Origin of the sequence: Nocardioides ferulae, assembly GCF_003660455.1 — a bacterium.
Lineage (GTDB): Bacteria > Actinomycetota > Actinomycetes > Propionibacteriales > Nocardioidaceae > Nocardioides > Nocardioides ferulae.
Genome location: NZ_QZVR01000012.1, coordinates 17,332 through 44,208, shown reverse-complemented (window position 1 = coordinate 44,208; position 26,877 = coordinate 17,332). Strand labels below are relative to the sequence as shown.

General features: G+C 73.6%; 26 protein-coding genes and 1 pseudogene. 12 read left to right on the top strand and 15 right to left on the bottom strand.

Annotated features, from left to right (window positions below):
• Positions 1–29 precede the first annotated feature (29 nt).
• The 6 genes from D6B71_RS14510 to D6B71_RS14480 form a co-directional block, all read right to left on the bottom strand.
• On the bottom strand, positions 30–341 hold the full coding sequence (locus D6B71_RS14510) for a DUF4190 domain-containing protein (protein WP_121256274.1): 312 nt from the start codon (positions 339–341) through the stop codon (positions 30–32).
• Positions 341–799, bottom strand: coding sequence for a hypothetical protein (locus tag D6B71_RS22845; protein ID WP_164519682.1), 459 nt, complete (start codon positions 797–799; stop codon positions 341–343). Before D6B71_RS22845 ends, D6B71_RS14510 begins: the two co-directional genes overlap by 1 nt.
• A 146-nt stretch (positions 800–945) precedes the next feature.
• Complete coding sequence (locus D6B71_RS14495) at positions 946–2,721, bottom strand: alpha/beta hydrolase (protein ID WP_121256268.1); 1,776 nt, start codon at positions 2,719–2,721, stop codon at positions 946–948.
• Positions 2,718–3,029 (bottom strand): hypothetical protein, encoded by a 312-nt coding sequence (locus tag D6B71_RS14490; protein ID WP_121256266.1) that lies wholly within the window; start codon positions 3,027–3,029, stop codon positions 2,718–2,720. The genes D6B71_RS14495 and D6B71_RS14490 overlap by 4 nt, the downstream gene beginning before the upstream one ends.
• Positions 3,026–3,589 (bottom strand): hypothetical protein, encoded by a 564-nt coding sequence (locus D6B71_RS14485; RefSeq protein ID WP_121256264.1) that lies wholly within the window; start codon positions 3,587–3,589, stop codon positions 3,026–3,028. Before D6B71_RS14485 ends, D6B71_RS14490 begins: the two co-directional genes overlap by 4 nt.
• 222 nt (positions 3,590–3,811) lie before the next feature.
• Positions 3,812–4,417 carry a hypothetical protein gene (locus tag D6B71_RS14480; protein ID WP_126688284.1) on the bottom strand — a complete coding sequence of 202 codons (606 nt, stop codon included), beginning with the start codon at positions 4,415–4,417 and terminating at the stop codon, positions 3,812–3,814.
• Positions 4,418–4,655: 238 nt separating this feature from the next.
• On the opposite strand from D6B71_RS14480, the gene D6B71_RS14475 reads away from it, so the two are divergent.
• Positions 4,656–6,053 carry a double zinc ribbon domain-containing protein gene (locus tag D6B71_RS14475; protein ID WP_164519681.1) on the top strand — a complete coding sequence of 466 codons (1,398 nt, stop codon included), beginning with the start codon at positions 4,656–4,658 and terminating at the stop codon, positions 6,051–6,053.
• 19 nt (positions 6,054–6,072) lie between these two features.
• Here D6B71_RS14475 and D6B71_RS14470 read toward each other — a convergent pair whose 3' ends face one another.
• Together D6B71_RS14470 and D6B71_RS14465 are read right to left on the bottom strand one after the other, a co-directional pair.
• Positions 6,073–7,215, bottom strand: a complete 1,143-nt coding sequence (locus tag D6B71_RS14470) for an alkaline phosphatase family protein (RefSeq protein ID WP_121256258.1) — start codon at positions 7,213–7,215, stop codon at positions 6,073–6,075.
• Between the two features lie 408 nt (positions 7,216–7,623).
• The gene (locus tag D6B71_RS14465; RefSeq protein WP_121256256.1) at positions 7,624–8,157 is read right to left on the bottom strand and encodes a thioredoxin family protein; all 534 of its coding nucleotides are present in this window, start codon (positions 8,155–8,157) and stop codon (positions 7,624–7,626) included.
• A 212-nt stretch (positions 8,158–8,369) separates the two neighbouring features.
• Here D6B71_RS14465 and D6B71_RS14460 point away from each other — a divergent pair, with 212 nt between their 5' ends.
• On the top strand, positions 8,370–9,692 hold the full coding sequence (locus D6B71_RS14460; RefSeq protein WP_121256254.1) for an FAD-binding oxidoreductase: 1,323 nt from the start codon (positions 8,370–8,372) through the stop codon (positions 9,690–9,692).
• Between the two features lie 173 nt (positions 9,693–9,865).
• Here the strand turns inward: D6B71_RS14460 and D6B71_RS14455 are convergent, their stop codons facing one another.
• A complete protein-coding gene (locus D6B71_RS14455; RefSeq protein ID WP_240641423.1) occupies positions 9,866–10,144 on the bottom strand; it encodes a MerR family transcriptional regulator in 279 nt (92 codons plus the stop codon).
• A 165-nt stretch (positions 10,145–10,309) separates the two neighbouring features.
• On the opposite strand from D6B71_RS14455, the gene D6B71_RS14450 reads away from it, so the two are divergent.
• The 3 genes from D6B71_RS14450 (at position 10,310) to D6B71_RS14440 (ending at position 14,640) form a co-directional block, all read left to right on the top strand.
• Positions 10,310–10,741, top strand: coding sequence for an Hsp20/alpha crystallin family protein (locus D6B71_RS14450; protein WP_121256252.1), 432 nt, complete (start codon positions 10,310–10,312; stop codon positions 10,739–10,741).
• A 136-nt stretch (positions 10,742–10,877) separates the two neighbouring features.
• Complete coding sequence (locus tag D6B71_RS14445; protein WP_121256250.1) at positions 10,878–11,732, top strand: helix-turn-helix domain-containing protein; 855 nt, start codon at positions 10,878–10,880, stop codon at positions 11,730–11,732.
• A 229-nt stretch (positions 11,733–11,961) separates the two neighbouring features.
• Complete coding sequence (locus D6B71_RS14440; protein ID WP_121256248.1) at positions 11,962–14,640, top strand: phosphoenolpyruvate carboxylase; 2,679 nt, start codon at positions 11,962–11,964, stop codon at positions 14,638–14,640.
• 51 nt (positions 14,641–14,691) lie between these two features.
• Here the strand turns inward: D6B71_RS14440 and D6B71_RS14435 are convergent, their stop codons facing one another.
• A complete protein-coding gene (locus tag D6B71_RS14435; protein ID WP_240641422.1) occupies positions 14,692–14,970 on the bottom strand; it encodes a MoaD/ThiS family protein in 279 nt (92 codons plus the stop codon).
• A gap of 110 nt (positions 14,971–15,080) precedes the next feature.
• On the opposite strand from D6B71_RS14435, the gene D6B71_RS14430 reads away from it, so the two are divergent.
• Positions 15,081–15,821, top strand: coding sequence for a response regulator transcription factor (locus D6B71_RS14430; protein ID WP_121256246.1), 741 nt, complete (start codon positions 15,081–15,083; stop codon positions 15,819–15,821).
• Positions 15,822–15,948: 127 nt separating this feature from the next.
• On the top strand, positions 15,949–16,884 hold the full coding sequence (locus D6B71_RS14425; protein WP_121256244.1) for a type IV toxin-antitoxin system AbiEi family antitoxin domain-containing protein: 936 nt from the start codon (positions 15,949–15,951) through the stop codon (positions 16,882–16,884).
• A 55-nt stretch (positions 16,885–16,939) separates the two neighbouring features.
• Here D6B71_RS14425 and D6B71_RS14420 read toward each other — a convergent pair whose 3' ends face one another.
• Both D6B71_RS14420 and D6B71_RS14415 read right to left on the bottom strand, forming a co-directional pair.
• Positions 16,940–18,406, bottom strand: a complete 1,467-nt coding sequence (locus D6B71_RS14420) for an ABC transporter permease (RefSeq protein ID WP_121256242.1) — start codon at positions 18,404–18,406, stop codon at positions 16,940–16,942.
• Positions 18,361–19,017: pseudogene (locus D6B71_RS14415) on the bottom strand (ABC transporter ATP-binding protein); the annotation flags it as partial. The gene D6B71_RS14420 and the pseudogene D6B71_RS14415, both read right to left, overlap by 46 nt.
• A 68-nt stretch (positions 19,018–19,085) precedes the next feature.
• Here D6B71_RS14415 and D6B71_RS14410 point away from each other — a divergent pair.
• A complete protein-coding gene (locus D6B71_RS14410) occupies positions 19,086–19,739 on the top strand; it encodes a TetR/AcrR family transcriptional regulator (RefSeq protein ID WP_121256238.1) in 654 nt (217 codons plus the stop codon).
• Between the two features lie 135 nt (positions 19,740–19,874).
• Positions 19,875–20,420: a hypothetical protein gene (locus D6B71_RS14405; RefSeq protein ID WP_126688283.1), complete on the top strand. Its 546-nt coding sequence runs from the start codon at positions 19,875–19,877 to the stop codon at positions 20,418–20,420.
• A 7-nt stretch (positions 20,421–20,427) separates the two neighbouring features.
• On the opposite strand, the gene D6B71_RS14400 is transcribed toward D6B71_RS14405, so the two are convergent.
• From D6B71_RS14400 to D6B71_RS14390, 3 genes are all read right to left on the bottom strand, one after another.
• Complete coding sequence (locus tag D6B71_RS14400; protein ID WP_240641421.1) at positions 20,428–21,282, bottom strand: beta-keto acid cleavage family enzyme; 855 nt, start codon at positions 21,280–21,282, stop codon at positions 20,428–20,430.
• Positions 21,283–21,425: 143 nt separating this feature from the next.
• Positions 21,426–22,721 carry a DUF1501 domain-containing protein gene (locus D6B71_RS14395; protein WP_121256232.1) on the bottom strand — a complete coding sequence of 432 codons (1,296 nt, stop codon included), beginning with the start codon at positions 22,719–22,721 and terminating at the stop codon, positions 21,426–21,428.
• Between the two features lie 29 nt (positions 22,722–22,750).
• On the bottom strand, positions 22,751–24,325 hold the full coding sequence (locus D6B71_RS14390; protein ID WP_121256230.1) for a DUF1800 domain-containing protein: 1,575 nt from the start codon (positions 24,323–24,325) through the stop codon (positions 22,751–22,753).
• A gap of 291 nt (positions 24,326–24,616) precedes the next feature.
• Between D6B71_RS14390 and dtd the strand changes: the two genes are divergently transcribed.
• The 3 genes from dtd (at position 24,617) to D6B71_RS14375 (ending at position 26,802) form a co-directional block, all read left to right on the top strand.
• The gene (gene dtd, locus D6B71_RS14385; protein ID WP_121256228.1) at positions 24,617–25,057 is read left to right on the top strand and encodes a D-aminoacyl-tRNA deacylase; all 441 of its coding nucleotides are present in this window, start codon (positions 24,617–24,619) and stop codon (positions 25,055–25,057) included.
• 177 nt (positions 25,058–25,234) lie between these two features.
• Positions 25,235–26,161, top strand: coding sequence for a mycothiol synthase (gene mshD / locus D6B71_RS14380; RefSeq protein ID WP_121256226.1), 927 nt, complete (start codon positions 25,235–25,237; stop codon positions 26,159–26,161).
• A 224-nt stretch (positions 26,162–26,385) separates the two neighbouring features.
• Complete coding sequence (locus D6B71_RS14375) at positions 26,386–26,802, top strand: hypothetical protein (protein ID WP_121256224.1); 417 nt, start codon at positions 26,386–26,388, stop codon at positions 26,800–26,802.
• Positions 26,803–26,877 lie beyond the last annotated feature (75 nt).

Below are 26,877 nucleotides of genomic sequence, written 5' to 3'. Positions count from 1 at the left end.
CGCGGGGGTCAGGGGAAGAGGCCTCGCGCTCAGCCCCTCATCACCCAGAGCATCGCCAGCCAGCCGGCGAACAGCAGCACCAGAAGGGTCCCGATCACGCCGAGCACGTAGCCGGCCATTGCCAGACCCCGCCCGCCCCACTGACCGTGGGATCGGTCGATCTCGGAGAGCGCGGTCCGCCCCAGCCACAGCGCCACCGGCGCGAAGAACGCCAGGCACGGGGCGGTGCCCAGGACGCCGAAGACCAGCGCCGGCACCGCGCGCGGATGCGCGACCGGGGCGCCCACGCCCGGGTGGCCAGACGGTTGCCGCGAGACCTCCTCGGCCCTCGGTGGCGTCATCAGATGACCGCGTCCTTCTCGCCCAGCAACTGGTCCTGCTCGCGGGTCGTGTGAACGCAGTCGCTGACGACGCCCAACGACAGCTGCCCCCTCGTGTCGACCCGGCGGGAGAGGCCCAGGCTGGCGCGCAGGCCGTCGCGCGTCAGCACGGCGTACGGCTCGGGCCCGGTGCCGGCGTTCTCGACCTCCCAGCCGTCGTCCTCGAGCGCGACGGTCAGCGACTCGATCACCTCGGCCACCGGCCGGTCCGTGGGCTCGGCGGTGCCGCCGGCGGCGTACTCCATGCGGGTCGGGTTGACCCCGCAGGTCGACCACTCCCCGCCGGCCTGGGGCACCCGCACGCCCGCGTCCTCGGCGATCGCCACCACCGAGCGCAACGACTCCTGCACCGCGGAGCGCGCCGCCGCCACCTCGTCGGCGGCCTTCTCGGGGTCGGGCTCGCGGTCACAACCGAACATGGTCACCAGTCCTAGCAGGAGGACGGCCACGAGCACGGGAGACGGCCGGCGCGCGGGTGCGGGGGTCTCGACTCGCTCGCTAGCGCTCGCGGCTCGACCAACGGAGGACGCTCGACCAACGGCGGCGGCTCGACCACCGAAGCGGGTCACGGCTGCCCCGGGTCGCGGGTCTGCGACTGCCCCGGCACGCCAGAGCTCGGGTCGCGGTCCCACTCGGGGTCCTGCGGCACGTCGTACCACGGGTCGTAGCTCTGCGATGCGGTGTTGACCTGGTCGCCGTGCCCGTCGACGATCAGCCCCAGGTTGTAAAGCGACTCGGTGTCGTGCGCCAGGTAGGAGCTGTGCGCGTCGCCGTCGAGGCGGGTGCTGCCGCGATCCTCCCGCTCGGACTCGAAACGGGTCGCGTCGAAGTCCTCCGACGACGGATCGGTGCCCAGCCCCAGCCCGCCCTTGCCGATCCAGCCCTCGTCGCCCAGCACCGCCACGAAGTCGCGACTGTCGCGACCCACGTAGACGTGCTCCTGGCCGACACTGAAGTCGGATGCGTGGTCGGCCGGGCCCGCGCCCGGGCTGCCGATCAGCGCCACGTCGTCGACGTCGAGGTCGTGGTCAGCGGCCGCGTAGGAGGTCGTCGTCGACCCATAGCTGTGACCGATCGCCGTCATGTGGGCCGGGTCGTCGGGCCGGGAGGCGCGCAGCCCGTCGACGGCGTCGGCGAGCCGCTCCCCGCCGTCGGCGGCCCGCCCCTCGGTCATCGTGTCCCAGTCGATCGCGCCCTCGGGGGTGTTGTAGCCCAGCCAGAACATCGTCGCCACGCTCGAGCCGTCGCCGTTGTAGCGGGTCGACTCATAGAGGTTCTGCATCTGATCGGTGTAGCCCGGCACGTCGCTCATCTCGGTGGTGATGCCCGGCGTGAACACCGCCACGTCATCGGCGGTGTCGAGGTCGCCGACCGCGACCGCCACCCGGCCGTCGCCGTCGAACGCGCTCGGGTCGTAGAGCCACAGCTGCCCGCCCGGCCGCTCGCCGGTGATCGGGTCCTCGAACGAGTCGGCGTCGGCCATCGCCTGCTGCGCCGCCCGCGCGTTGTCGAGCACCTTCTGCTCCGCGGGCGTGATCAGCCCGTCGTCGGCCTTGCTTCCCAGGGTCGCCAGGTCGTCGTCGAGCAGCACCCGGTTGGCCTGGTCGCGGGCGTCGGCGGGCAGCCCGTCGGCCGAGCCGACCAGGCCGGGGTACGACGAGACGACCGCCTCGCGCTCGGCCTCGCTGAGGTCCTCCCACCAGGCCCGGGTCTCCTCCGGCGTCGCCCCGCTGCCGGGCGCCCCCGGACGGTCCATCGCCTGCTGTGCGAACTCGGGCACTCCCCCGTCGGCCGACAGCGCCTCGTCGAGCGACGTCGCCGACTCGAACACCTGGCGCAGGAGGTCCTCGTTGGCGCGCACCCGGCGGTGCAGCCCGTCGTGGTCGGTGACCAGCTCGGCGTAGTCGGCGGCCAGCGCGCTCGCCCGCTCCCGCAGCGCCGCGATCTGGGCCTCGGTGGCGTCGGTGGTCGCGTTGATGTCGGCGATCAGCGCGGTGCGGCGGTCGTCGAGCACGTCCTGGCGGTCGCTCAGCTCCTGCCACTCGCGCAGCAGGTCGCGCAGGGTGTCGGCGTACGCCGTGACCGCCCGCGCCACCCGCTCCACCGTGGTCGCCATCGCCCGGTGCTCGCCGGCCGCCTTGCCGCCGGCCGCCTGGTAGGCGTTCTGCCCCTGGCCGGAGAACCCCCGCGGCGCCAGCAGCTGGTCGGCCTCGTCGGCGAACTCCTCGTAGCGGCTCGCCGCGGTGTAGAGCGTCTCGGCCAGCGTGTCGGACCCGCCCGGCTGCCCCTCGGGCCGGCGGATCGTCGGCTGCGAGGCCGGCACCTCGATCGTGACCGTCACCGCGCCGGTCCCAGCCGTGCGTCGATGCCTCCGAAGTGGGTGTCGATGGCGTCGTCGGTGTGCGTCGCGTCGGCGACCAGCGCGTCGAGCGCGGACGAGAAGCCGCGCGCGATCGCGGCGCTCTCGCCGGCGTAGCCCGCCCACGCGGTCAGGAACGCGGACGCCGCGGCCTGCACGCTCGGCGCCAGCGCCCCCACACCCTGGCCGCCCAGGTCGCTCGACGACCGCTCCATCAGCTCGGCCAGGTCGCCCCAGTCGCGCGCGGCGAACGCGAGCGGCTCCGGGACGACGCCGTAGAGGTCGGTCATCGCACCTCGCCCTTCTGGGCCGGGGCGCCGGGGGTGAGGCGGACCGGGCTGGTGCGCAGGCGCAGCACCAGGCGGGCCTCGGCCGGGGCGAGCACCAGCTGCAGCTCGTCGCGGCCCCCGTCGGCCGGGCGGCTGGCGAGCACCCGCGGCATCCCGTCGGGTGGGGCCAGCACGTGCCACCCGTCGTCGCGCAGCGTCGCCGCGGCCGCCTCGATCGCGGCCACCGCGGTCACCGGGTCGGCGCCGTCGATCCGCCAGGTGGTCTCGTAGCGCTCGACGTCGCCCTCGGCCGCGAACCACCGGGCCCGCTGCTCGTCGGGGTCACGCTCGCCGACCAGCCGACGCCACAGCGCCGCCGTCTCGGCGTCGAACCGGGCGGCGGCCTCGTCGCGCTCGAGCGCCGGCAGCTCGGGGGTGGCCGGCCCGCTGAGGTCGGCGGCGGGCGGCGGTGGCAGCAGCGCGATGTCGACGTCCGGATGGCGGCGGCGGACCACCGCCCAGAACGGGTCGGACTCCACCAGCCGGGTCGCGGCCGGTCCGGTGTCGAAGCTGTCTGCCATAACCCACGGCCTACCCACCGCTCCGGCCGCTCACACCACCTGGATCGCGGTTGTGGAGAGGCCGGTCCCCGGTCCTGCTGCTCTGCGCTGCTCAGCCCCGGGTGGCGCCGGCGATCCTGCACCCCGGAGGGACGGACTGCCGGCATCGTGTCGCTCGCGCCACCCAACGCTGATGGTGCCGCGGATCCTTCAGAGGCTGCTGCTCCCGGTGAGGGTCCTCGCTCAACAGCCGTTCAGGTACAGGTGCGCCTTCGCGGACTTCTTCGTGGCCGCCAGGCCGAACCGATAGATGTCCTTGCCGCCCTTCGCGTGGTCGAAGTAGAGCGTGCGCCCCTTCGGACCGACCGCCCAGGCATAGACCACGATGTTGCCGTCGCCGTAAAGATCCACCTCACGGGTCGTCACGCTCAGACCGCCGGCGCGGATGAGCCGCTTCACCTTCTTCGGCGTCATGGTGGAACGCAGGCCGAGCGGATAGGTCAGTGGCTTCCGCGGGCTGATGTTGCCGAACTTGCTGCCGTCTCGGAAGGCGTGACCGTCCAACGTGGCTCGACCGGTGGTGAGCACGTCACCGCAGGTGCCCTCGCCGGCCTCGAAGAGGTCGCCTCCGACCTTCTTCTGCGCCTTCTTCAGCGGCGTCCCGAAGCGGACCCCGCGCCAACCTTTCCACGTGACCTTCGCGGTCGTCTGAGCCGTGACCGGAGCCACCGCGGTAACCGTTCCGTCCCGCTGGACCTGTTCGTCGCCCGCTGCCCCGGGTCCGGCCAGCCCGAGCAACAGCCCGATCGCCATCGCCACCGCGCCCACAGCGCTCCCCCCGACTCGCATGGCCGCAGCCTCGCAGAGGACGGGCCGCCGCGGTGGGGAACGAGCGAGCGAGTCCCTCAGGACGTGGCCATTGCCACCTCCCCCGCAGAGGCTTCGTCACGCTCCTGCCGACGGCGACGGAGAGCATGCCCACCGTCGCGAGGATCTGCCCGGAACCCCAGCCGGGGTTGCCCTCGATCGGTTACGTTGCTGGCGTCTGGTCTGTGTGGCGGGAGTACGACGTGCGAGAAGGCATCCGGTGAGCGCGCGCGATTGCGCGCGGTGCGGGCATCCGGCCGAGGCCGGACTGCGGTTCTGCGTCAACTGCGGCGCCCCGCTGGCCTCACCCCCGCCCCACGTCGGCCCCGACCCCGCCGCTCCCCCGCCGGCCGCAACCGGGTGCCGCGCCTGTGCCGCACCACTGACACCCGGCCTGCGCTTCTGCACCACCTGCGGCGCCGATCAGCGGGCGGCCGCTGACGCCGTCAAGCCGAGCGGCTCCGCGGCCACCTCCGACCCACCGCCACCGGTCGAGCCGCCCGCCCCGTCGGAGCCCACCAAGCAGGCCGACGAGACCTGGGTGGGCCCGGTCGTCGACGCGGGTCCGCACGACACCGTGATCCGGCGCATCGAGGGATACCCGTTCTCCAGCGAGCCCGACCCGCCGACCGGTGCAGCCACCACGCCCCGCGCGGCCGACCCGACCCCCGCTTTCGAGCTGCCGTCCTTCGAGCCGCCCGCACCGCTCGACGTCTCGCCCCCGGCCCCCAGCCAAGCTCCCGACCCGGCCCCGTGGTCACGGCAGGCGCCGGCACCGCCACCGGTCACCCCGAGCGTCTTCCCCGAGGACGCCACCGGGGTGCGGCCGACCACGTCGTGGCCACCGGCCACCGCTCCCCAGCCGGACTACCCGGTCCCGGCCGCCACGCAACCCGCCGAGCCGCCGCGACGGCGAGGACGCCGGGTGGTCTCCGTCGTCGCGGCGGTCGTGCTGCTCGCGGCCGCCGGTGCGGGCGGAGCGGCGGGCTACTCCATGCTCACCGGCGACGACCCGGACACCGACACCACGCAGACCGTCGGCGAGGCGTCCAGCGACGAGCAGACCACCGGCGAGCCCAGCCCCGCCGCGGCCAGCACCGACGCCGACGAGACGCCGGTCGAAACCCCCACCGCCGAGCCTCCCCCCGAGCCCGACCCGCCGACGTTCCAGTGCTGGAACGGCACCCCCTCCAACGGGCCGAAGCAGTGCCCCCCACTGCGCGGGCCCCAGGCCATGTCGTGGCTGTTCTCCTCGTTCCGGCCCGAGCAGTGCGAGCCGGTCCGCCACGTCAGCCGTGAGCGCTGGGCCTGCTACAGCACCATCTCCGACGGCACCCAGATCCGCTACAACTACTCCAGCTGGAACAGCGTCGCCGCCGCCTACCGCCACTACGACAACCTCCCCGGCGCGGTCCGGCAGGACTTCTACACCCCCGCCGGCGAAGTCGGCCGCCACCGCTGGATGCTCTTCAACGGCCACGACTACAAGGCGGCCGTCGTCTACGCCTCGGTCCCCTGGTCGGTCTCCCTCTACGCTCCGTCGTCGGCCGCCCGGGCCCAGGCTCTCGCCGAGCTCGGCATGCGCCCGGCCAGCCACGTCCACGGCGTACGCCGCTGACGCCGGCGGCGCGACGGCCTCAGCGAGGGGCCCTGATGACGATTCGCTGCGCGGCGTCGAACTCGCTGCCGGGGACCGCGGGCAGCCCCAGCGCGGTGAGCGCGACGTTGGCGAGGTCACCGTTGCGCAGCGGCTGGCGGCCCCGGTAGCCGGGACGGCCGTCGCCGGGGTCGGCGAGACGCGGGTTGAGGTCGTAGAGGTCTAAGCCGCGCGGGACTCCGGCACCCCAGACGACGAACGGCACCGTGTAGTCCTCCTCCCGAAGCCGGTCGGCGTGGGTGTTGCCGGAGCCGCCGTGGTCGGCGGTCACGATCAGCAGCGTGCGCCGGGCCACCCGCGCGTCGCTCTCGACCGACGCCACCAGTCGCCCGAGCAGCTCGTCGACGGTGCGCACCGCGTTGAGGTACTCAGCGCCCATCCAGCCGTGTTCGTGGCCGGTCTGGTCGGGCAGCGAGAAGTGCACGAACGTGAACGTGGCCGGGTCGGTCGCGAAGGCCGCGGCCGCTCCATCGGCCATCACGGTGTTGTCCTCGATCACCTCGAAGCGGTCGAGGGCGGCCGGCCAGCTGCGCTGGAACAACTCGAACTTCGACTTCGAGGCGAACAGCGCCGTCTCGCCGTCGTGCGCGTGCACCACGTCGAACACCGACGAGACCGGCTCTCCGGCGAGGTCGGCGATAGTGCCGCCCGGGTCGTAGTTCATGGTCACGCCGTGACCTCCGCGCTCGGCGACCACCCGGCGTCCGGTGAGCATGCCGGTGTGGTTGGGCAAGGTCACCGTGCGCTCGAGCGAGGTGCGCGCGTCGAGGGTGCTCGCCCCCTCGGTCACCAGCCGCCACAACACCGACGCTCCGGCCGTGCCCAGCTCGCTCATCGCCGCCGGGGTCAGCCCGTCGATCGACACCGCCACCACGTGACGCGCCTGCGGGGGCCGCGGCGCAGGTGAGGCCTCCGCCGAGCCGGAGGCGTCCGCCGAACCAGCCGCCTCGGCCGGTCCGGCTGCCTGCGGGGAGGCAGGAGTGTCGTCCGCCTGTCGCCACCCGAACCCGTCGCCGCCGCAACCGCTCAGGAGCACCACCAACGCCACGCCGGCGACCCGGGCGGCGCCGCGGCGCGGCAGAAGTCGGGTTCGCGCCGGCTCGGCGCACTCAGTCACGGCCACGCGTGGCTCCTTCGAACGGTCCGTCACGCAACAGCAGCTCGGCGTAGCAGTGGGAATCGGAGAACTCCCCGAGGAGCCGCCCAGGCGAGCGCCGGCCGGGGCCGCCCCGACGTCTCCCCCCACCAGCCTCACCCGGTGGCGGTGGCACGGTGTCGGCGGAGCCGTTCAACGGGACGCCATTCGAGACGCAGAGACGAGCGCCGGCGCGGCCGACGCCCCCCATCCCCCGCAGAAGTTCATTTCCCCCCAGACCTACCGACTTGGTGCTCGTGGCGGTGCCCGCCTACCACCGCACCGCATTCTGCCGTTCGCGGCCGCGCGATGTCGGGCAACCAGCGAACCGGTGGAGACCGTTTCGACCGGTCGGACGGCCTCGGCCGCGGAGCGGGACCGTTGCGGTCAGCCCGCTCAGCCCCGGGTCGCCGCCGCCAGCGCGGCGAGCACCTGCTCCTTCTTCGGCGCCCCCGCGGCCCGGGTGACCTCGTGGCCGCCGGCGTCGAGCACCAGCGTCGTGGGGGTACGCAGCACGCCGACGTGGCGGACCAGGTCGAGGTGGTGCTCGGCGTCGATCTCGAGGTGCACCACCCCCGGCACCGCCTCGGCGACCTCGCCCAGGGTGCGGCGGGTGACCCGGCAGGGAGCGCAGAACGCCGAGGAGAACTGCACCAGCGTCGCCTTCTCGCCCAGCTGCGCGTCGGGGACGGCCGCCGCGACGTGGGCCCAGGTGGTCTCGGCAGGGGTCTCGGCACGCTCGACCACTGGGGTCTCGGCAACCTCGACCACCGCGGGCTGATCGCCCACCGGCGGCGAGTCGACCGCCGACGCCCGCGCGCCGCGTACCGCATGGGTGCCGCGGAAGCGGCCGTCGGTCAGCGCGCGGTAGCCACCGAAGCCGAGCGCGAGCACGACCGCGGCGAGCAGGATCCAGAGTCCGGGGGTCACGGGTGGGTCAACGGCGGCGGGTGGGTGGTTGTTCCGGGCGTCGGTGCGTGACGGGGAAACTCCCCGGCAGGTGGTGCCGGTGATGTTCCGCGATCGCGCCAAGGGCCCCGCCCGACCGGCTGGACCAGCGGATCGAAAACCCGTTGACCTCAACCTCGGTTGAGTTCCTAGCGTCGTCGGGAGACCCAGATCACCCCCGGAGGACAACCCGCATGACCATCGACCTCGACCCAGCCACCGGCCCCGACTCACAGCTCGTCGAGCGGATCGCGATCCGCCCCGGCCACCCCGACTGCGACACCGCGCGCACCACGGTCTCGGGCACCGCCGCCCCCGCCGTCGTCTTGCGTCCCACCAGCGCCGACGAAGTGGCCGCCGCGCTGCGACACGCCCGCGCGGAGCGGCTGCCGCTCGCCATCCGCAGCGGCGGCCACAACGCGCTCGGCTTCGGCAACATCGACGGCGGCGCGGTGCTCGACCTCACCCCACTCGACAGCGTCGAACTGATCGGCGACGGCCGGGTGCGGATCGGTGCCGGCGCCACCTGGGGCGCGGCCGCGGCGGCGCTCGCCGAGCACGGCCTCGCGATCACCTCCGGCGACACCAGCTCCGTCGGCGTCGGCGGGCTCGTGCAGTCCGGCGGCATCGGATGGATGGTCCGCAAGCACGGCCTCACCATCGACAGCCTGCTCGCCGCACAGGTCGTCACCGCCAGCGGCGAGGTCGTCCGCGCCTCCGCCACCGAGAACGCCGACCTGTTCTGGGCGCTGCGCGGCGGCGCCGGCAACGTCGGCGTGGTCACGTCGTTCGAGCTGCAGGCCCAGCCGGTGCGGACCGTGCACTACGGCACGATCACCTTCGGCCTCGACGACCTCGCCGGACTCGTCACCCGCTGGGGTGCGGTCATGCGCGAGGCCCCCGACGAGCTGACCACCACGCTGGCGCTGATCCCCGAGATGGGCCCGATGCCGGCCGCGGCGATGCTGGGCGTCTGCCTGGTCGGCGACGACACCGCCGCCCTCGAACCTCTCCGCGCGCTCGGCACCGTGGTCGACGACGACGTCAGCGAGCGCCCCTACAGCTCGATCCTCGAGGAGGCGCCGCACCCGCCGCCGCACATCCGGCCGGTCATCGGCAACGCCCTGGTCGAGCGCGTCGACGAGCCGCTCGCCGACGCCATCGCCACGGCGTACGCCGCCGGCGAGCGGATGGTCTTCCTGCGCAGCCTCGGCGGTGCGGTCGGCCGCGTCGACCCCGAGGAGACCGCGTTCGCGCACCGCAGCGCGGAGGCGATCGTCGTCTCCGCGGCGTTCCTGACCGTCGACTCCAGCGAGGCCGAGGTCGCGGCGGTGTGGGCGGTGTGGCGCACGATCGGCGACCACGGCATCGGCGCCTACTCGGGGTTCCTCGGCTCCGCGACCCCCGACGACATCGCCGCGCTCTGGCCACCCCCGACCCTCGACCGGCTGCGGCAGGTCAAGCGGGTCTGGGACCCGGAGAACACCTTCCGGCGGAACTTCAACGTGGCGCCGTGAAGGTTCGCGGCGCCGGCGCGGCGTCGCCGGTCACACCAGCGCCCTTTGCGGGGCGGGAAAGGGCGCTGGTGTGACCGAGGAGCTCACCGGGCCCACCGCCCTGCGCGGCTCACCGGGTCTCGACTCGCATCGTCGCTAGCGCTCCTCGCGGCTCGACCAGCGGTGACGGAGACTCACCGGGCGCGGAGGCGGGCGTTGGCGGCCTCCAGCCGGTCGATCTTCGCCTCGAGCTCGAGCACCTTCGCGATGCCGGCCAGGTTGAGTCCCTCGCCGAGCAGGTCGCGGATCCGCGCCAGCCGGGTCAGGTCGTGCTGGCTGTAGAGCCGGGTGCCGCCGGGGGTGCGGTCGGGCTCGACCAGGCCGCGGCGCTCGTAGACGCGCAGGTTCTGCACCTGCATCGACAGCATCTCGGCCGCCACCGAGATCGCGAACACCCCGCGCGTCGACTCCACTCGACTCACCTCCTGGTCTCAAGCTCGACCCGCGGCCGGCGATCACGGCGTACGACTTGATTTTGCCTCAACTTGGGAATACAACAAATGTGTATCCGTTGATACAGGCGAGGGACTCCCCCAAGGGACCTGGGAGACCCGCGAACACGACCAGAGGAGGAGACCATGCTGTTGCGCACCACCGACCCGTTCCGTGACTTCGACCGGCTGACCCAGCAGGTCTTCGGCACCACCAACCGCCCGGCCGTCATGTCGATGGACGCCTGGCGCGAGGGCGACCGGTTCGTCATCGAGCTCGACCTGCCGGGCGTCTCCCGCGAGAGCATCGACCTCGACGTCGAGCGCAACGTGCTCACCGTCCGCGCCGAGCGCGTCGCCCGCAACGGCGACTGGGAGATGCTCGCCAGCGAGCGGCAGAAGGGCCAGTTCACCCGCCAGCTCGTGCTCGGCGACAACCTCGACCTCGACCACATCGAGGCCTCCTACGCCGACGGCGTGCTGCGCCTGCTCGTGCCAGTCGCCGAGAAGGCCAAGCCGCGCAAGATCGCGGTGCAGGGCATCGAGAGCCCGGCCGAGACCCAGGCCATCGAGGCCTGACGAGAAGCCAAACCCCCCACCTCGCGTCGTTACGCACGGCGCCCAGGGCCGCCCCGCACGGGGCGGCCCTCTTGCGTCTCCGCGTCGGCGACACCCCCTAGGGTGAGCCCGGCATCGCAACTCCCAGGGGGGATACGTGCAGGACAGAACCGAGTACGCCGCGCAGCTGCGCGCGCTGCGCACCGCGGCGGGCCTGCGCCAGGTCGACGTCTGCGAGCGGCTCGGCGGCTCGATCGCCCGCTCCACGCTGGCCAACCTCGAGACCGGACGCGAGAGCCCCTCGACCCGGGTCCGCGGCCTGATCGCCGACGCGTTCCCCGAGTGGCGCGCCGCCCTCGACGCGGCGTACGCCAGCGACCGGGCGAGCACCGCACCCGCTCCCGGCGGCGCTCTCGACGTCGAGCCGGCCGCCGGGTCCCAGCTGCTCGGCGGGCCGTTTGTCGTCGAGTCGCTGATCCTCAGCTACCTGTTCCACGACAGCCGCTCCCCCAGTGAGATCATCGAGGCCCGCCGGGTGCGGGCCCGCCGCAACGGTGCCGACAGCTACGGGCTGAAGATGATGCACACCGAGTCCGCGGCGTTCTCGGCCACCAGCGAGCCGCTGTGGGGCGGCCACCTCGAGACCACCGAGCACGTGCACGGCGCCGGGCGCACCGTCTTCGTGCGCCGGTTCGTCTTCGACCGCCGGCTGCGCCGCGGCCAGAGCCACGACTTCGCGCTACGCACCCGGATCGACACCGACCCCGAGCCGGGCACCGCCGTCGCGTTCGACCTCACGATCCCCGCCGAGCAGGTGACCGTGCAGCTCGGGTTCCGCGGCTCCGAGCGGCCGCGCGGCTGGTCGGCGTTCGGGCCGCTGGTCGACAACGCCCAAGTGCCCGAGCACCCCGGCGACGCGCCGCGCTCGTCACTGCCCGCCTCCGGCCAGGTCTCGGCGTACTTCCGCAACCCCGAGCTCGGCACCGTCTACGGCATCGCCTGGGAGTGGTGAGGGCCGGGCGCCGCCACAGCGACGCCCGGCCCTCACTGTCCAGCACCGGCATCCCCCCGGACCGGTGACTCGACACAGAGCAAACCCCATCGCCGGGCTTGGCGGGGCGAGTCCGGCACTGTTCGTGCGCGCGGGCAAACACGGGACTGGACCGACAAACCCGCCACAGGCCGAGGACGAAGGTCCTCACGACCTCCGCCGGGGCGGCTCGCCGCACTAGCCTCGAAGCATGCCTCCGACCGCAGCCCGCCCGTCCGAGGAGAAGCTGTTCGCCGGCGACCTCGCCCTCCTCTCGCGCATCCAGGACGCCGTGCTCGAGGAGGCCGGCGACGCCGACGTGCTGCGCGCCACCCGCGAGCTGCTCGACGCGATGGCCGGCGACAACCCGGCAGCCGACGACGCCGACCGGCTCGCGGCCGCCACCGCCCACCACCCCGCGCCCGTGCTCGAGAAGATCGCCCGCGCGCTCACCATGCACTTCCACCTGGTCAACCTCGCCGAGGAGCGGCACCGGATGCGTTCGTTCCTCGCCGGCGAGACCGGCAGCGGCGACCCCTGGCCCACCCTGCAGGGCGAGGCGTTCGACCCGCAGGCGCTGAGCCGACTCAGCGTGCACCCCGTCTTCACCGCCCACCCCACCGAGGCCCGCCGCCGCGCCACCACCGCCGCGCTGCGCCGGATCGCCCACCAGCTGAACCGGTACGACGACCCGTTGCGCGGGCCGGCCGAGCGGCAGACCGCGCTGCGCCGGCTGCACGAGGAGCTCGAGGTGCTCTGGCACACCGCCGCGCTGCGCCGCACCCGACCCACCCCGCTCGATGAGGTGCGCACCGCGATGGCGGTCTTCGACGACACGCTGCTGCGGATCGTGCCCCGGCTCTACCGCTCCGCCGAGCTAGCCGCCGGCGGCAACGAGCCCGGCGTCGAGCCACCCACCGTGCCCGCGTTCCTCCAGTTCGGCAGCTGGATCGGCGGCGACCGCGACGGCAACCCCAACGTCACCGCCGACATCACCCGGCAGACCCTCGCCATCCAGGCCGACCGGGCGCTGCGGGCGCTCGGCATCGCGATCGACCGGGTCGGCCGCACCCTCACCCTCGACGCCGGCTCCACCCCCGCCAGCCGGGCGCTGCGCGACGCCCTCGACCGGGCCGCCGTCGTCGACCCAGCCAGCGCCGCCGCGATCGCGGTCAACTCGCCCCACGAGCCGCACCGCCAGCTGCTGCTGCACGCCGCCGCCCGCATCGAGGCCACCCGCCGCGGCGACCTCGGCCTCGCCTACCCCGGACCCGCCGAGCTCGAACGCGACCTGCGCCTCGTGCAGTCGTCACTGGCGGCCGCCGGCGCCCGCCGCGCGGCGTACGGCGAACTGCAGCACCTGATCTGGCAGGTCGAGACCTTCGGGTTCCACCTCGCCGAGCTCGAGGTGCGCCAGCACAGCGCGGTGCACGCGGCCGTGCTCGCCGAGCTGCTCGCCCAGGTCGACGGCGTCGCCGACCCCGAGGCCGCCGCCCGCGACGCCGACCTGCTCGACCGGCTCGCCGTCGACGGCTGGCCCGACACCGTCGAGGCCACCAGCGAGGTCGCCCGCGAGGTGCTCGACACGCTGCGGGTGATCGCCTGGCTGCAGCAGCGCTGGGGACCCCGCAGCTGCGGGCGCTACATCGTCAGCTTCAGCCAGACTGCCGCCGACCTCGTCGCCGTGCGCGCGCTCGCCCGGATCGCCGTCGGCGACGAGCCGATCCGCCTCGACGTGGTGCCGCTCTTCGAGACCGGCGAGGACCTCGACCGCTGCGTCGAGACCCTCGGCGCCTGGTGGCCGCTGCGCTCGACCCAGCGGTGGCTCGACGAGACCGGCCGCGCCGTCGAGGTGATGGTCGGCTACTCCGACAGCTCCAAGGACGTCGGCCCGGTCAGCGCCACCCTGCGGCTCTACGACGCCCAGGCCCGGCTCACCGCCTGGGCCGCCCGCGAACGCGCCCAGCTCACCCTCTTCCACGGCCGCGGCGGATCACTCGGCCGCGGCGGCGGCCCCGTGCACCGGGCGATCTCCGCGCAGCCGCCCGGGTCGGTCGGGCTGCGGTTCAAGGTCACCGAGCAGGGCGAGGTCGTGCTCGCCCGCTACGGCGACGTCGTGATCGGCCAACGCCACCTCGAACGCGTCACCTCCGCGGTGCTGCGCGCCAACACCTCCGACATCGAGGACCGCAACGCCGCCGCCGCCGAGAGGTACGCCGGGCTGCGCGCGCGGCTCGACGAGGCCGCCCACGCGGCGTACCGCGAGCTGGTGGCCACCCCCGGCTTCGCCGACGTCGTCGCGCTCTCCAGCCCGCTCGAGGAGCTCGGCGAGCTGCGTCTCGGCTCCCGGCCGGCCCGTCGCAGCGGCGCCACCTCGGGCCGCGACCTGGCCGACCTGCGGGCGATCCCGTGGGTGTTCGCGTGGTCGCAGACCCGCGCGAACGTGCCCGGCTGGTTCGGGCTCGGCTCCGCGCTTGCCGCCGTCAGCGACCTCGACGAACTGCGCGAGGCCGCCCGCGCGTGGCCGCTGTTCGGCGCGCTGCTGGAGGTCGCCGAGATGTCGCTGGCGAAGTCGGACCGCCGGCTCGCCCGCGAGTTCCTCTCCCTCGGCGGCCGCCCGGACGTCACCGAGCGGGTGCTCGCCGAGATGGACCTCAGCCGGAAGTGGCTGCTCGCAGTGCTCGACCAGGACGAGCTGCTCGAACGCGACCCCGCCCTCCACACCCGGGTCACCATGCGCGCCCCCTCGGTCGACGCGCTGTCGGTGCTGCAGCTGCGGGCGCTGCGCGAGATGCGCGCCGCCGGGACGCCCGAGGAGCAGGCGCCGTGGCGGCGGGTGCTGCTCACCGCCGTGAACGGTGCCGCCGCGGGGCTGCAGAACACGGGGTGAGGCGGGGGTCTCGGCAGGCTCGACCACCGGGCAGGCTCGGCCAGCGTCGGCTCAGCCCCCCGCGAACGGCGGCAGGAACTCCACGGTGGTGCCGGGCTGGACCACTACCGTCTCCGGGTCGGCGCTGCCGGCCGGCTGGTCGCCCAGCAGCGCCGAACAGGTCTGGAGCACCCGCGGCAACCTGCTGTCGGGGTGCCGCTCCCCCGCCTGACGGACCACCTCCGCCAGCGAGATCGGGCCGCTGACCTGCAGCTCTTCACCGGCCACGCCGGCCGCGGCCTTGGCCGCCGCCCAGTAGTGCACGCGGATGATCTGCATCTCGTCGGACATATGAACCTTCCAAAGTGACGGGGGTGTCACGCTATTCTCTCCGGCAAGCACCAGACCGAGGCCCAGCGTTGCGTCCCGGTCCCCGCCCCGTTAACCGGGAGGAGACCACCATGAGCGCCCTGCTCCTCTTGACCAGCGCCCTCCAGCCGTCCGCCGAGGTACTCCCCGGCCTGTCGCTGCTCGGCCACTCGGTCAAGATCCTGCCCGCCGAGGGCAGCGCGCTGCTCGAGGCCCCCGACTCCGACCTGCTGCTGGTCGACGGCCGCCAGGACCTCGCCCACGCCCGCGACCTGTGCCGGCTGATCCGCACCACCGGCACCGACGTGCCCGTGCTGCTCATCGTCACCGAGGGCGGTCTGGCCGTGGTCAGCCACGACTGGGGCATGGACGACGTGGTGCTGCACACCCTCGGTCCCGCCGAGCTCGAGGCCCGCATCCGCCTCGCGATCGGCCGGCTGGCCGCCCAGCGCGAGGCCGCCGACCCCGACGCCCACGTCATCCGGTCCGGCGAGGTCGTCGTCGACGACGCGACGTACACCGCGAAGGTCGGCGGGCGCACCCTCGACCTCACCTTCAAGGAGTTCGAGCTCCTCAAGTTCCTCGCCCAGCACCCCGGCCGGGTCTTCACCCGCCAGCAGCTGCTGCAGGAGGTGTGGGGCTACGACTACTTCGGCGGCACCCGCACCGTCGACGTCCACGTGCGCCGGTTGCGCGCCAAGCTCGGCCCCGAGAACGAGACGCTCATCGGCACGGTGCGCAACGTCGGCTACCGGTTCGTGCTGCCCAGCAAGGAGAAGGAGGCCGAGGCGGACGCCCGCATCGCCTCGCCGCGGAGCACCCAGCAGACCTGAGCCGTCAACGCGTGGACTTTGGCGCACCAGGTGAGCCGAAGTCCACGCCTTGTTGCTCAGCGGCGCCGTCCACAGGGCCCACCGACCGCGGTCGACACCCGCGCGGAGCGCCGTCACGGTGGCGGGCATGCACCTCGCCACCGTCGCCGACCTGCTCGACCTGCAGCGCGGCGTCGTCTCCCGCAGGCAGCTGCACGAGCGCGGCTTCGCCAAGCACGACCTCGACCGGCTCGTCCGGCGCCGTGAGCTGACCCGGGTCCACCCCGGCGTCTTCGTCGACCACACCGGCGACCTCACCACCCTGCAGCGGCAGTGGGCGGCGATCCTGTACGCCGCGCCGGCGGCGCTGCACCTCGGCTCGGCGCTGGATCTCCCCACGCCCGGCGGCCTCGTCCACGTCGCGATCGATGAACGCCGGACCGTGCGTGCGCAGCCCGGAATGCGCGTGCACCGGGTCGCCGACCTCGACCGGATCGTCCACTGGCAGGCCTCCCCACCCCGGGTTCGCGTCGAGGAGGCGGCGCTCGAGATCGCCCACCGCGCCCGCAGCGAGCTCGACGTGGTGGCGGTGCTCGCCGACGTGGTCAACCGGCGGCTGACCACCGCGGATCGGCTGAAGGTCGCCCTCGAGCGGCGCCTCAGGATGGCCCGGCGCCGCTTCGTCGAGCGCCTGCTCGACGACCTCGGCAGCGGGGTGTGCTCGGTGCTGGAGCACGCGTTCCTGGTGCGCGTCGAGCGCGCCCACGGGCTACCGGCGTCGGATCGCCAGGTCGTGCGCACCGGGCGGGGCGGGCGGGAGTACCGCGACGCCGGCTACCCGGCGTACCGGACGGTCGTGGAGCTCGACGGCTGGTTGGGCCACAGCAGCTGGGCGGCCGGGGCCCGTGACGCCGAGCGCGACCTCGCCGACGTCGCCGCCGGGTGGACCGTGGTGCGGCTGCGGTGGCAGCAGGTGCTCGACCGACCGTGCGAGACCGCCGGCAAGCTCGGCCGGGCGCTGGCCGCCCGCGGCTGGCCGGGTGCGCCACGCCCCTGCGGCGCCGGGTGCCGCCTGTCAGCGTGATCGCGTGGACTTTGGCGCACCAGGTACGCCAAAGTCCACGGTCTCCGCGATCGGCTCAGCCCGCCACCAGCTCCCGCCGCCGGAACCGCAGCAGCCCCCCGGCCAGCAGCGCCACCGCGAGCACCGTCAACACCACGAGGGCGGTTGCGTTCGGGTCCTCGATCGGCACCCGGCCGGCGGCGTGCACCGGCGACAGGTCGCGCGACCAGTCCGGCAGCCGCAGCGTGTCGGCGAGCACCCCGACGACCGTCACCCACGCGACCAGCAGCCACGCCAGCCCGGTGACCCGCGGCCAGCAGGCCTGCAGCGCCGCGGCGACCGCGACCACCAGCACCACCGGGGCCACCAGTGCCAGACCGCCACCGAGGGTGTCGCCCAGGCCCCCGGAGTCGCCGGTCGACCAGGCGGCGAAGACGGCCAGCATCAGCGTCGAGCTCGCCAGCACCGCGACCGCTCCGGCGACGACCACCGCCAGCCACGCGAGCCACAGCCGGGCACGGCCCACCCGGGTCGAGAGCACCAGGCCGAGCCGGCCCTGCGCCTCCTCGCCCGCCAGCCGCGCCGCCGCCTGCACACCGAACGCGGTCGCACCGACCGCGCACAGCAGCAGCGCCAGCGACGTCACCAGGTGCTCCGGCCGCTCGACGCCGAGCGCCTCCATCAGTGTCGGGTTGCTCGCCGCGAGGTCCTCCATCTCCCCGGACAGACCGCCGAACGCGGCGTTCCACACCGAGGTGCCGACCAGCCAGCCCACCACCGGCGCACGCACGAACCGCCAGGCCATGCCCACGGGTGTGCCCAGCGCCACCGCGGCCTGCGCCGGGCCGGACCGCGCGGCGACCAGTCCGCCGTAGAGGTCGCGACGCACCGCCATCGCTCCCGCGAGCAGCACGGCGACGCCGGTCAGCGCGGCGTACGCAGCGAACGGCCACCCGGCCACATCGCCGAACGGGCGCACCTCGGCCAGCCAGCCCGAGGGGCTCAGCCAGACCAGGTCCCAGTCGCGGCCGTCGACGACGGCCCGGGCGAGGAAGGTGACCATGACGAAGCCGAGGCCCAGCGCGTAGGCCATCCGCGCCTCGCGGCTCACCTCGGCAGCGAGCAGCCCGACCGCGGCCGCGGAGGCCGAGAAGAGACCGAGCGCCACGGCGTACGCCCAGACGCCGGCGGCGGGCAGCCCCGCGGCCAGCAGGCCCAGGCCGCTGACCAGCACGAACCCGGCCAGGCACAGCGCGACGGTGACCGCCGCCGCGGCCAGCGGGGCCAGGCGGCCGACCGAGCCGGCGGTGACCAGCTCGGTGCGTCCGGCGTCCTCCTCGTGCCGGCTGAACCGCACGGCGAGGTGGATCGCGACGATCGGGAGGCCGATGAGCCCCATGAAGCCGACCTCGTAGCCGACGATGCCGCCGAGCTCGGTCAGGTCGTAGCCACGGCCGTTGAACGCTGCGACCGCAGGCGAGGCGCCGGCGGACTCCGCGTGGAGACGGTGCGGCCGGCGCGGATGATCGTGACCCGGTCGCACAGCGCCTCGACCTCGTCGAGGATGTGGCTGCTCAGCAGCACGGTGCGGCCGGCGCCGTTGGCCTCGCGGATCGCGGTCTGGAACTCCGCCTCCATCAGCGGGTCGAGCCCCGAGGTCGGCTCGTCGAGCACCAGCAGGTCGACGTCGGCGCTGAGTGCAGCGATCAGTGCGACCTTCTGCCGGTTGCCCTTGGAGTAGGTGCGGGCCCGCTTGGTCGGGTCGAGCTGGAAGCGCTCGACGAGGTCGTCGCGGCGGCGGCGGTTCTGGTGGCCGCCGAAGCGCCCGAGCAGGTCGATGCACTCCCCGCCGGTCAGGTGCGGCCACAGCGCGGTGTCGCCGGGCACGTAGGCGAGCCGGTCGTGGATCGCGACGGCGTCGCGGAGCGGATGCCGCCCGAAAACCGTGAGCTCGCCGCCGTCGAGGTGGAGCTGACCGAGGAGGGCCCGGATGGTCGTGGACTTGCCGGCGCCGTTGGGTCCGAGGAACCCGTGCACCTCGCCGGAGTCGACGTGCAGGTCGAGGCCGTCGAGGGCGCGGGTGGCACCGAACCGCTTGACCAGCCCCTGGGCTTCGATAAGAACGTCAGTGTTAGTTGACAGTGACTTGCTCATGACACTGACTCTACGTCGCGGTGGCGTAAAATGAAAGCGACTTTCAGATCACACCCAGGAGTGTGCGCGTGACCGAGACCCTGCCCCCCGATCTGGTGGACCTGCTGGAGGCCGTCGCCGGGCGCCCTGGCGTCGGACTGCGGGAACGCAAGAAGATCGCTACGATGCGGCGGCTGCAGCGGATCGCCGTCGAGCAGTTCGAGGAGCACGGCTTCGACCGGGTCACCGTCGAGCACATCGCCGAGCACGCCGAGGTGTCCCCCAGCACCGTCTACCGCTACTTCGGCACCAAGGAGGGCCTGGTCCTCCGCGACGAGTACGACGACATCGTGATGGAGGTCTTCACGCGGCTGATGGGCGAGCACGACCCGTGGACCGCGTTCACCGTCGCGATGCGCATCGTCGGCGAGTCGCACTTCACCGTCGACGGCGACTCCTCGCTCCGGCGTACCCGCATCTGGTACGAGACGCCGGCGGTGCGCGCCGCCGGCTTCATGCTGCTCGACGAGACCGCCAAGCAGCTCGCGCCGATCATGCACGCCCACGACCGCTTCGGCCGCTCGCTCGAGGACTATCGCGTCGTCAGCGCCTCACTGGTGGCGGCGCTGTTCGCCTGCCTCGAGCAGTGGTACGAGCGCGGCGGCGACAGCGACCTGGTCGAGACGGTCGTGCACGCCGTCGAGCTGATCCGGCCGGCCTGGGCCACGCCGCCGCCGAACTGACCGACGAACTGACCGACCAGTGAGGCGGACCGCGATCGTCAACCCGCCGCCACGCTTGCAGGATCCTGTCACCCGGCGACAGCATCGCGCCGCGGCGTTGACCCACGGTCGGGGCGTCCCGTAGAACTGCGGCCCATGGGGGGTCTTCTCGGGCGTGGCGTCGTGTCGCTCGCCATCGTGCTCGCCCTCACGGGCTGCCAGGAGTCTTCCGGCGATGAGCCCGGCCCCGAGCCGACAGCCGAGGCTGCCGGCCCGTGCCTGGTCACCGCCGAGCAGCTGACCGAGATCACCGGCGTCGCCCAGGAGCTGCTCGAGCCGGACGTCTCGGAGGTCCGCACCCACTGCCAGACGATGCTGGACGAGCGCGACGTGAGCATCGAGTGGGGGCTGCACCAGCCTGCTCTCGACCCGCCGCCCACCCAGGCCGAGCTGCGCAGCTACCTGGTGGAGGACGACTCGACCGTCGCCGAGATCGATCTGGGAGCGGGCGTCCGCGGCTGGGCGGCCCGAGGCACGCCGGTCGGGCTGCCCATCGGCCAGGTCGTCGCGGTCCTCGACGACCGGGTGCTGCAGGTCGAGGTGACCGGCACCGCGATGGGCGGGGAGGACGTGCCGGTCGACGAGGTCGGGCACGACGCCGAGGAGATCGCGAAGACCGTCGTGGCGGCCTACGGCAGATAGGCCCGGCTCAGGGCGTCGGCCGCACCCCGAGCAGCTGCCGCGCCTCGGCGGGGGTCATCGGCCGACGCTGGGCCAGCTCCCCCATCGCCACCGCGCGCTCGACCAGCTGCCGGTTGCTCTCCACCGGTACGCCGCGCCGCAGGGTCAGCACGTCCTCCATGCCGACGCGCAGGTTGCCGCCCTTCGCGAGCGCGGCCAGCCCGACCGCGAGCGTGGAGCGGCCAATGCCGGTGGCCGACCAGGAGGTGGTCTCGGGTGGGAGCGCGGCCACCCCGGCGACCAGCGCGTCGGCGGTGCCGGGCATGCCGCCGGGCACGCCCATCACGAAGTCGCAGTGCACGCGCCCGCCGTAGGGCAGCCCGAACGTGTCGATCAGCCGGCGCAGCGCCGCCACGTGGCCGAGGTCGAACAGCTCGAACTCCGGCACCACCTGGCGCTCCTGGCTGAGCTGGTAAAGCTCGGTGATGAACGGCCAGGGGTTGGCGAAGACGTCGTCACCGAAGTTGGTGGTGCCCATGGTGAGGCTGCACGAGTCGGGGGCGGCGTCGAGCACCTTCAGCCGCGCCTCGAGCGGGTCGTGCACCGACCCGCCAGTGGAGAGCTGCACGACCAGGCCGGTGCTCTCGCGCAGCGCTTCGACGGTGGCGCGCAGCCGCCCCTGGTCGAGGGTCGGCCGGTGCTCGGCGTCGCGGATGTGGACGTGGATCATCGCCGCGCCCGCGGCCTCGCACTCCTGGGCGGTGGCGACCAGCTCCTCCAGGGTGGTGGGCAGCTGCGGGCAGTCGGTCTTCGCGGTCTCGGCGCCGGTGGGCGCGACCGTGATCAGCAGGGCCTCGGCGGGAGGCAGGGTGGCTTCTGGCACGCCTCGCATCCTGGCAGATCCCGGGGGCCGCCCGCGGGTGGTCGGGCTGGTCGTGCCGCGGCGGTGCGCGGGTGGGACCGGGTCGTGTGCCCCACGACGCGCTATGGCGCGTGCTCAGGCACACGACCCCCGCCACGCGGGCCTCAGTCGCGACTCATCACGCCGACCGACTCGGGCGCGAACCCGGGGAACACCGTGGCCGAGGAGGCGTCGGTGCGGGTGGTGACGATCTCGGAGAGCACCGAGCGGTAGTCGGTGGTGACCTTCACGTCGGCGTCCAGGCCCTTGTCGAGCCCCGGCCAGCGGCCGTAGTAGCGCCCGCCCTTGACCCCGGCCCCGGCCACGAACATCACGTTGCCCCAGCCGTGGTCGGTGCCCCTGTTGCCGTTCTCGACCACCCGGCGTCCGAACTCGCTGATCGTCACCAGCGTGACCTTGTCGGCCACCGGGCCGAGGTCGCCGAAGAACGCCGCGATCGAGCCGGCAAGATCCTTGGCGTTGTTGACCAGCCAGCCGGAGGTGGCCGTGCCCTGCCCGGAGTGCATGTCCCAGTTGCCGGAGTCGACGGTGACCACCGAGACGCCGACGTCGCCGCGCAGCGTCCGCGCCACCGACGACATCGCCCGGCCCAGGCTGGTGTTCGGGTAGGACGAGGTGTTGTCGGTCGCCGCCTTCGCCGGGCCGAGGTCGACCGCGGCGTCCATCGCGGCCCGGAACCCGTCGCCGATCTCGCCGCCCGCGCGCTGCCACTGGATGCGCAGCGACCGCATCCGCGGGTCGTTGGGGTCGTTCAGGTTCGACACGCCGGTCAGCCCGGCCGAGGCGATGCTCGACATCGCCATCACCGGCTCGGCGCCCAGCAGCGAGGTCGGGATGGAGCCGCCCATCGACACCGCCTCGAGCGTGTTGCGCTCCGGTCCGGCGCCGACCAGGCGGTTGAGCCAGCCGGAGCGGGTGCGCGAGCCCGGTGCGGCGTCCTCGACGGCCTCCATCGCGGCGAAGTGCGACCGGTTCGCCACCGGCAGCCCGGTCGCGTTCACCGCGGCCAGCCGGCCCGACGTCCACAGCGGCACCAGCGACTCCATCGCCGGATGCAGCCCGAAGTAGTCGTCGCGCGCCAGCAGCGCCTCGGCCGGCACCGCGATCGTCGGCCGCGCCTCGTAGTACGCCGGGTCGCCGTGCGGGACGACCAGCGACAGGCCGTCGGCGGCGCCGCGCAGCGACACCACCACGATCACCGAGGACGCCGGGGTGGTCACCCGCGGCGTACCGCCCTCGACCGCCGCGGCGCCGGACATCGTCACGATCGTCGAGCCGAAGACGGTGGTGGCGCCGCCCGCGGCGAGGCCGCGCAGCAGGCCGCGGCGCGAGGTCATCGCGTGCCGGTGGTCGGCGCAGCATCCTGACGGGCTGCCGGAGGAGTCAGTGAGGTTGTGCATCAGGTGGTCCTTGGTCCGAGAGGGCCGGGTCAGCGGCGGTAGAACTGCGGGGAGTCGAGGATCGTGCCGAGCAGCCGCGAGCAGGTGCTCGCGGAGAACGTCTCGCGCACCACCTCGGCGTCCGGCTCGAGCTTGGTGACCGCGCAGCACGCCTCCAGCAGCGTGGCCGTCGATGGCCGGTGCAGCATCCGCCGGCTCAGGTGGTCGACCAGGTCGCGCAGGGGCATCGTCGGCTCGGGCACCCAGTCGGCCGGCGCGGGGCGGACCATGCCGACCTTCGGCCACCAGCCGTGGGCCATGTTCCAGTGCAGCGACATCGACGCCATCGCCCGCGTCGGCGAGGCCCACGACGCGTTGTCGAGCGGCTGCCCGTCGGGCCGCGGCCACGACAGCACGCTCAACCCCAACGCACTGACCTGGTTGGTCACCACGTTGGCCGCCGCGTCGGGGGCCGTCGACTGCTCCACCTCGATGCCGAGCGCCAGATAGGTCGCGACCACGTCGTCGTCGCCGTCGCGCAGCTTCGCGTCGACCGAGGCGCGGAACTCCTTCGAGGCCACCAGCGCCTTCAGCACCGGCTTGATGCGGGTGTCGTTGGCCAGATAGACCTTCGCGAGCCTGTCGACCAGCGCCGCCGGCGGCTGGTCGCTGACGAACACCCGGGCCAGCTTCGTGGCGATGTGTCGCGCGGTCGCCGGGTGGTGGGCCAGGTAGTCGAGGAACTTCTTCGTGACCGGCACGCCGTAGGACGCGGAGTTCGGGTGCGAGAAGCCGAGCACCTTCACCGGCCCGGTCGCGTGCAGGTCGGTGCGGTAGTAGCGCTCCCACGACTTCCACATGTCGACCCACCAGCCGGTGAGCAGCCGGGCGGTCGCCTGCACGTCGTCCTCGGTGTAGCGGCCGACGCCGACCGTGTGCAGCTCGAGCAGCTCGCGGCCGAGGTTCTCGTTGGGCCGGTCCTTGGTCGAGGTCGCGGCGTTGAGATAGAGCAGCATCGCCGGGTGCAGCACCGTCGCCGGCAGCAGGTCGGCGAACCGGCCCAGCGCGTGCTTGCGGATCACCTCGCCGTAGTCGACGCGCCACAGCGCCACGTTGTCGGCGTTCAGCGGCACGTGGAAGTGGTGCTCCCAGAACTCCGTCATCGTCTCGAGCACCGGGCGCGGCGACACCATCCGCCGCAGCAGCGTGCGGCGGCGGTAGTCCTCCATCACCAGCCAGGTGCTGCGGGTGCCGTTGCGGCTGTTCTCGTAGATCGTGAGCGGGTCCCAGTGCAGGGCCTCCCACCAGTCGACCAGCCCGTCGGCGCTGCCGTCGTACGCCGTGGCGAGCTGGCGGGCGAACCACTGGCGGCCGCCGCCGGCGCGGCGTACCTCCGCGGCGAGGCGGGGGGTGATGCCGTAGCCGAACCGGTTCACCAGGTGCCGGTCCTGGCGGCCCAGCAGCCTGGTCTTGCGGTAGCTGCCGGGCGTGAACGCGGCGGCCTGCGCGGGCGCGGCGGTGGCGAGCGCGGCACCGCCGGTGGCGGCCGCGGCCGCGGCACCGGCGGTGCGCAGCGCCTGGCGGCGGGAGCGAGCGGGCGCGGGAGCGCCGGGGACGACAGACATCAGGGGAGACCCTCCGAGACCCGAGACAGAACACACGGCCGGGCCGCTGCCCTCCCCCGGGTCGAGACCGCCGGTCGCTTGCGGAAGTGTAGGCAGGCGTTCCGGCGCCGCTCCGATTTGTTGCGGGTCCGGTAGCGGCCTCAACTTCTGGCGCCTTCGGCCGACCGGGTGGGGTCGTCCTGCGGGCGCGGCCGGTCCGGGTCGTGTGCCCCCGGACGCGCGGTGGCGCGTCGTGAAGCACACGACCCCCGTGCCTCCGGGCGGGCCGCCCGGCTGGGAGAGGATGGACGGGTGCGAGCGGTGATCCAGCGAGTGACGTCGGCGTCGGTCACGGTCGCGGGGCAGGTGGTCGGCGAGCTGCCCCGCCCCGGCCTGCTGGTCTACCTCGGGGTCACCCACGACGACGGACCGCCCGAGGTGGCCTGGACGGCCCGCAAGATCTGGGAGCTGCGCCTCCTCGACGACGAGCGATCGGCCTCCGAGGTCGACGCGCCGGTGCTGGTGGTCAGCCAGTTCACCCTCTACGGCAACGCCCGCAAGGGCCGGCGCCCCACCTGGCAGGCAGCGGCCCCCGGCCCGGTCAGCGAGCCGCTCTACGAGGCGGTCTGCGCCGAGCTCGAACGGCTCGGAGCCACCGTCGCGCGCGGGGTCTTCGGTGCCGACATGGCCATCGCGTCGGTCAACGACGGCCCGATCACGCTGATCCTGGAGACGCCCGCGCGCGAGCTGTAACGCGGTGTCCGGGTAGCTACCGCGGCCTCGCAACACCGCGAGACCTACCTGGACACCGCGTTACAGCTGCGGTGCCGCCCGGACCGAGGCGGGTCCTCGCTCCTCACGTCCGCGTCGTCGGCCGCGCCGAAAGACGACGCAGACGTGAGGAGCGGGCACGTCGGTACGGTCGGGGGCATGGACGTCACCGAGGTGGAGCCCGCCGAGTGGGGCGCGGCGAACGGGCCGGCGACGGTGGTGGAGGCGGTACGCCGCGCCTGCGTCGCCGCCGACGGGCACGACCCGCTCGACGAGGCCGCCGCGCTGCACCTCAAGCACCGCGGCCTCGCCGGCGCCCGGCTCTGGCTCGTCGGTGACGCCGGCTTCGCGCTGCGCCACGGGGCCGCCGGTGCGCCCGCGGTCGACCTCGCCGTGACCCCGCGGGCCCGGGGCCGGGGCCTCGGCCGGGCGCTCGCCGCGGCCGCCCTCGCCGGCGAGGGTCCGCTCAGCGCGTGGTCCCACGGCGACCATCCCGCGGCCGCGCGCCTCGCCGCGGCGTACCGGATGGAGCGGGCGCGGGAGCTGTGGGTGATGCGCCGCGACGCCGCGACGCCACTGGCCGAGGTGGCCGCCGACCCGGCACTCGAGGTGCGGGCGTTCCGGGCGGGCGACGCGGCCGACACCGCCGAGCTGCTGCGCGTCAACGCCGCCGCGTTCGCCACCCACCCCGAGCAGGGGGCCATGGACGCCGCCAACCTCGCCGAACGGATGGCCGAGGAGTGGTTCGACCCCGCCGGGCTGCTCGTGGCGATGGAGCGTCGAGCCGGAAGTGACCGCGCCGACGGCGGCGGGGCCGGGGGCCGCGAGCGGATGCTCGGGTTCCACTGGACCAAGCAGCACTCCCCCGAGCTCGGAGAGGTCTATGTGGTCGGCATCGACCCCGCGGCCCAGGGACGCGGCCTCGGCCGGGTGCTCACCGCAGCAGGACTAGCCCACCTGGCGCGGGCCGGAGTGCGCGAGGTGCTGCTTTATGTGGAGGCCGACAACGCCCCGGCTGTGCGCCTCTATTCGGGGCTCGGATTCACCCATGCCCCGGCGGACACGCATGCGCAGTACCGCCGGTGAGCACGCGCCCGACCTCACCCGAGTGGGTGAGAATGCGGCCCGATCTGGAAGAAATCGCCAGGACCTGAAGTGTTTCACAGGCGTGAATTCCCGGTGATCTGCTCATTCGTGGTGTTAGGCGGGCCCCGGGTTGGGTATTGTCAGCACAACGTGGTGGGTGTTGTGCCTGCCTTGTCCAAGACCAACGGCCGCAAGCCACAGCGATTGCGACTCGGGAGATACCTATGAAGAAGATCCTGGCAGGCACCTTCGCCACCCTGATGATGGGCTCCGGCATGGTGGCCCTCACCTCCGCGCCGGCCACCGCCGGCCCCTACACCGGCACGGTCGAGACGAGCACCTCGATCGATGCCCCCGCCAAGGTCCGCAAGGGCGCCAAGGCGCGGATCTGCGTCACGGTGACCGCCGTCGACAGCGACACCCGGCCCAAGGGCCGGATCACCGTGCGCGCGATGCACGGCACCAAGGGCCTCCAGTCGCTGAAGACCAAGGACTACCGCGGCTCCACGACCTGCCTGCGCACCCACCGACTGAAGAAGATCGGCAAGTACACCGTCCGGGTGCACTTCGACCGCAAGGCCGGCAGCATCTGGAAGGACAGCAACCAGCGGGTGGACATGAAGGTCACCCGCCGCCGCTGATCCTCAGCGAGGTACCGACCTCCGCGATCGGCCCCCTCCACGTTCCGTGGGCGGGGCCGATCCGCATTTCGGGGT

What these genes read in the sequence shown, in the direction of transcription:
- D6B71_RS14510 (WP_121256274.1), bottom strand. Translation starts at nt 341, where the DNA reads ATGACGCCACCGAGGGCCGAGGAGGTCTCGCGGCAACCGTCTGGCCAC.
- D6B71_RS22845 (WP_164519682.1), bottom strand. Translation starts at nt 799, where the DNA reads ATGTTCGGTTGTGACCGCGAGCCCGACCCCGAGAAGGCCGCCGACGAG.
- D6B71_RS14490 (WP_121256266.1), bottom strand. Translation starts at nt 3,029, where the DNA reads ATGACCGACCTCTACGGCGTCGTCCCGGAGCCGCTCGCGTTCGCCGCG.
- D6B71_RS14485 (WP_121256264.1), bottom strand. Translation starts at nt 3,589, where the DNA reads ATGGCAGACAGCTTCGACACCGGACCGGCCGCGACCCGGCTGGTGGAG.
- D6B71_RS14480 (WP_126688284.1), bottom strand. Translation starts at nt 4,417, where the DNA reads ATGCGAGTCGGGGGGAGCGCTGTGGGCGCGGTGGCGATGGCGATCGGG.
- D6B71_RS14460 (WP_121256254.1), top strand. Translation starts at nt 8,370, where the DNA reads ATGACCATCGACCTCGACCCAGCCACCGGCCCCGACTCACAGCTCGTC.
- D6B71_RS14450 (WP_121256252.1), top strand. Translation starts at nt 10,310, where the DNA reads ATGCTGTTGCGCACCACCGACCCGTTCCGTGACTTCGACCGGCTGACC.
- D6B71_RS14440 (WP_121256248.1), top strand. Translation starts at nt 11,962, where the DNA reads ATGCCTCCGACCGCAGCCCGCCCGTCCGAGGAGAAGCTGTTCGCCGGC.
- D6B71_RS14435 (WP_240641422.1), bottom strand. Translation starts at nt 14,970, where the DNA reads ATGTCCGACGAGATGCAGATCATCCGCGTGCACTACTGGGCGGCGGCC.
- D6B71_RS14430 (WP_121256246.1), top strand. Translation starts at nt 15,081, where the DNA reads ATGAGCGCCCTGCTCCTCTTGACCAGCGCCCTCCAGCCGTCCGCCGAG.
- D6B71_RS14425 (WP_121256244.1), top strand. Translation starts at nt 15,949, where the DNA reads ATGCACCTCGCCACCGTCGCCGACCTGCTCGACCTGCAGCGCGGCGTC.
- D6B71_RS14405 (WP_126688283.1), top strand. Translation starts at nt 19,875, where the DNA reads ATGGGGGGTCTTCTCGGGCGTGGCGTCGTGTCGCTCGCCATCGTGCTC.
- D6B71_RS14395 (WP_121256232.1), bottom strand. Translation starts at nt 22,721, where the DNA reads ATGCACAACCTCACTGACTCCTCCGGCAGCCCGTCAGGATGCTGCGCC.
- D6B71_RS14390 (WP_121256230.1), bottom strand. Translation starts at nt 24,325, where the DNA reads ATGTCTGTCGTCCCCGGCGCTCCCGCGCCCGCTCGCTCCCGCCGCCAG.
- mshD (WP_121256226.1), top strand. Translation starts at nt 25,235, where the DNA reads ATGGACGTCACCGAGGTGGAGCCCGCCGAGTGGGGCGCGGCGAACGGG.
- D6B71_RS14375 (WP_121256224.1), top strand. Translation starts at nt 26,386, where the DNA reads ATGAAGAAGATCCTGGCAGGCACCTTCGCCACCCTGATGATGGGCTCC.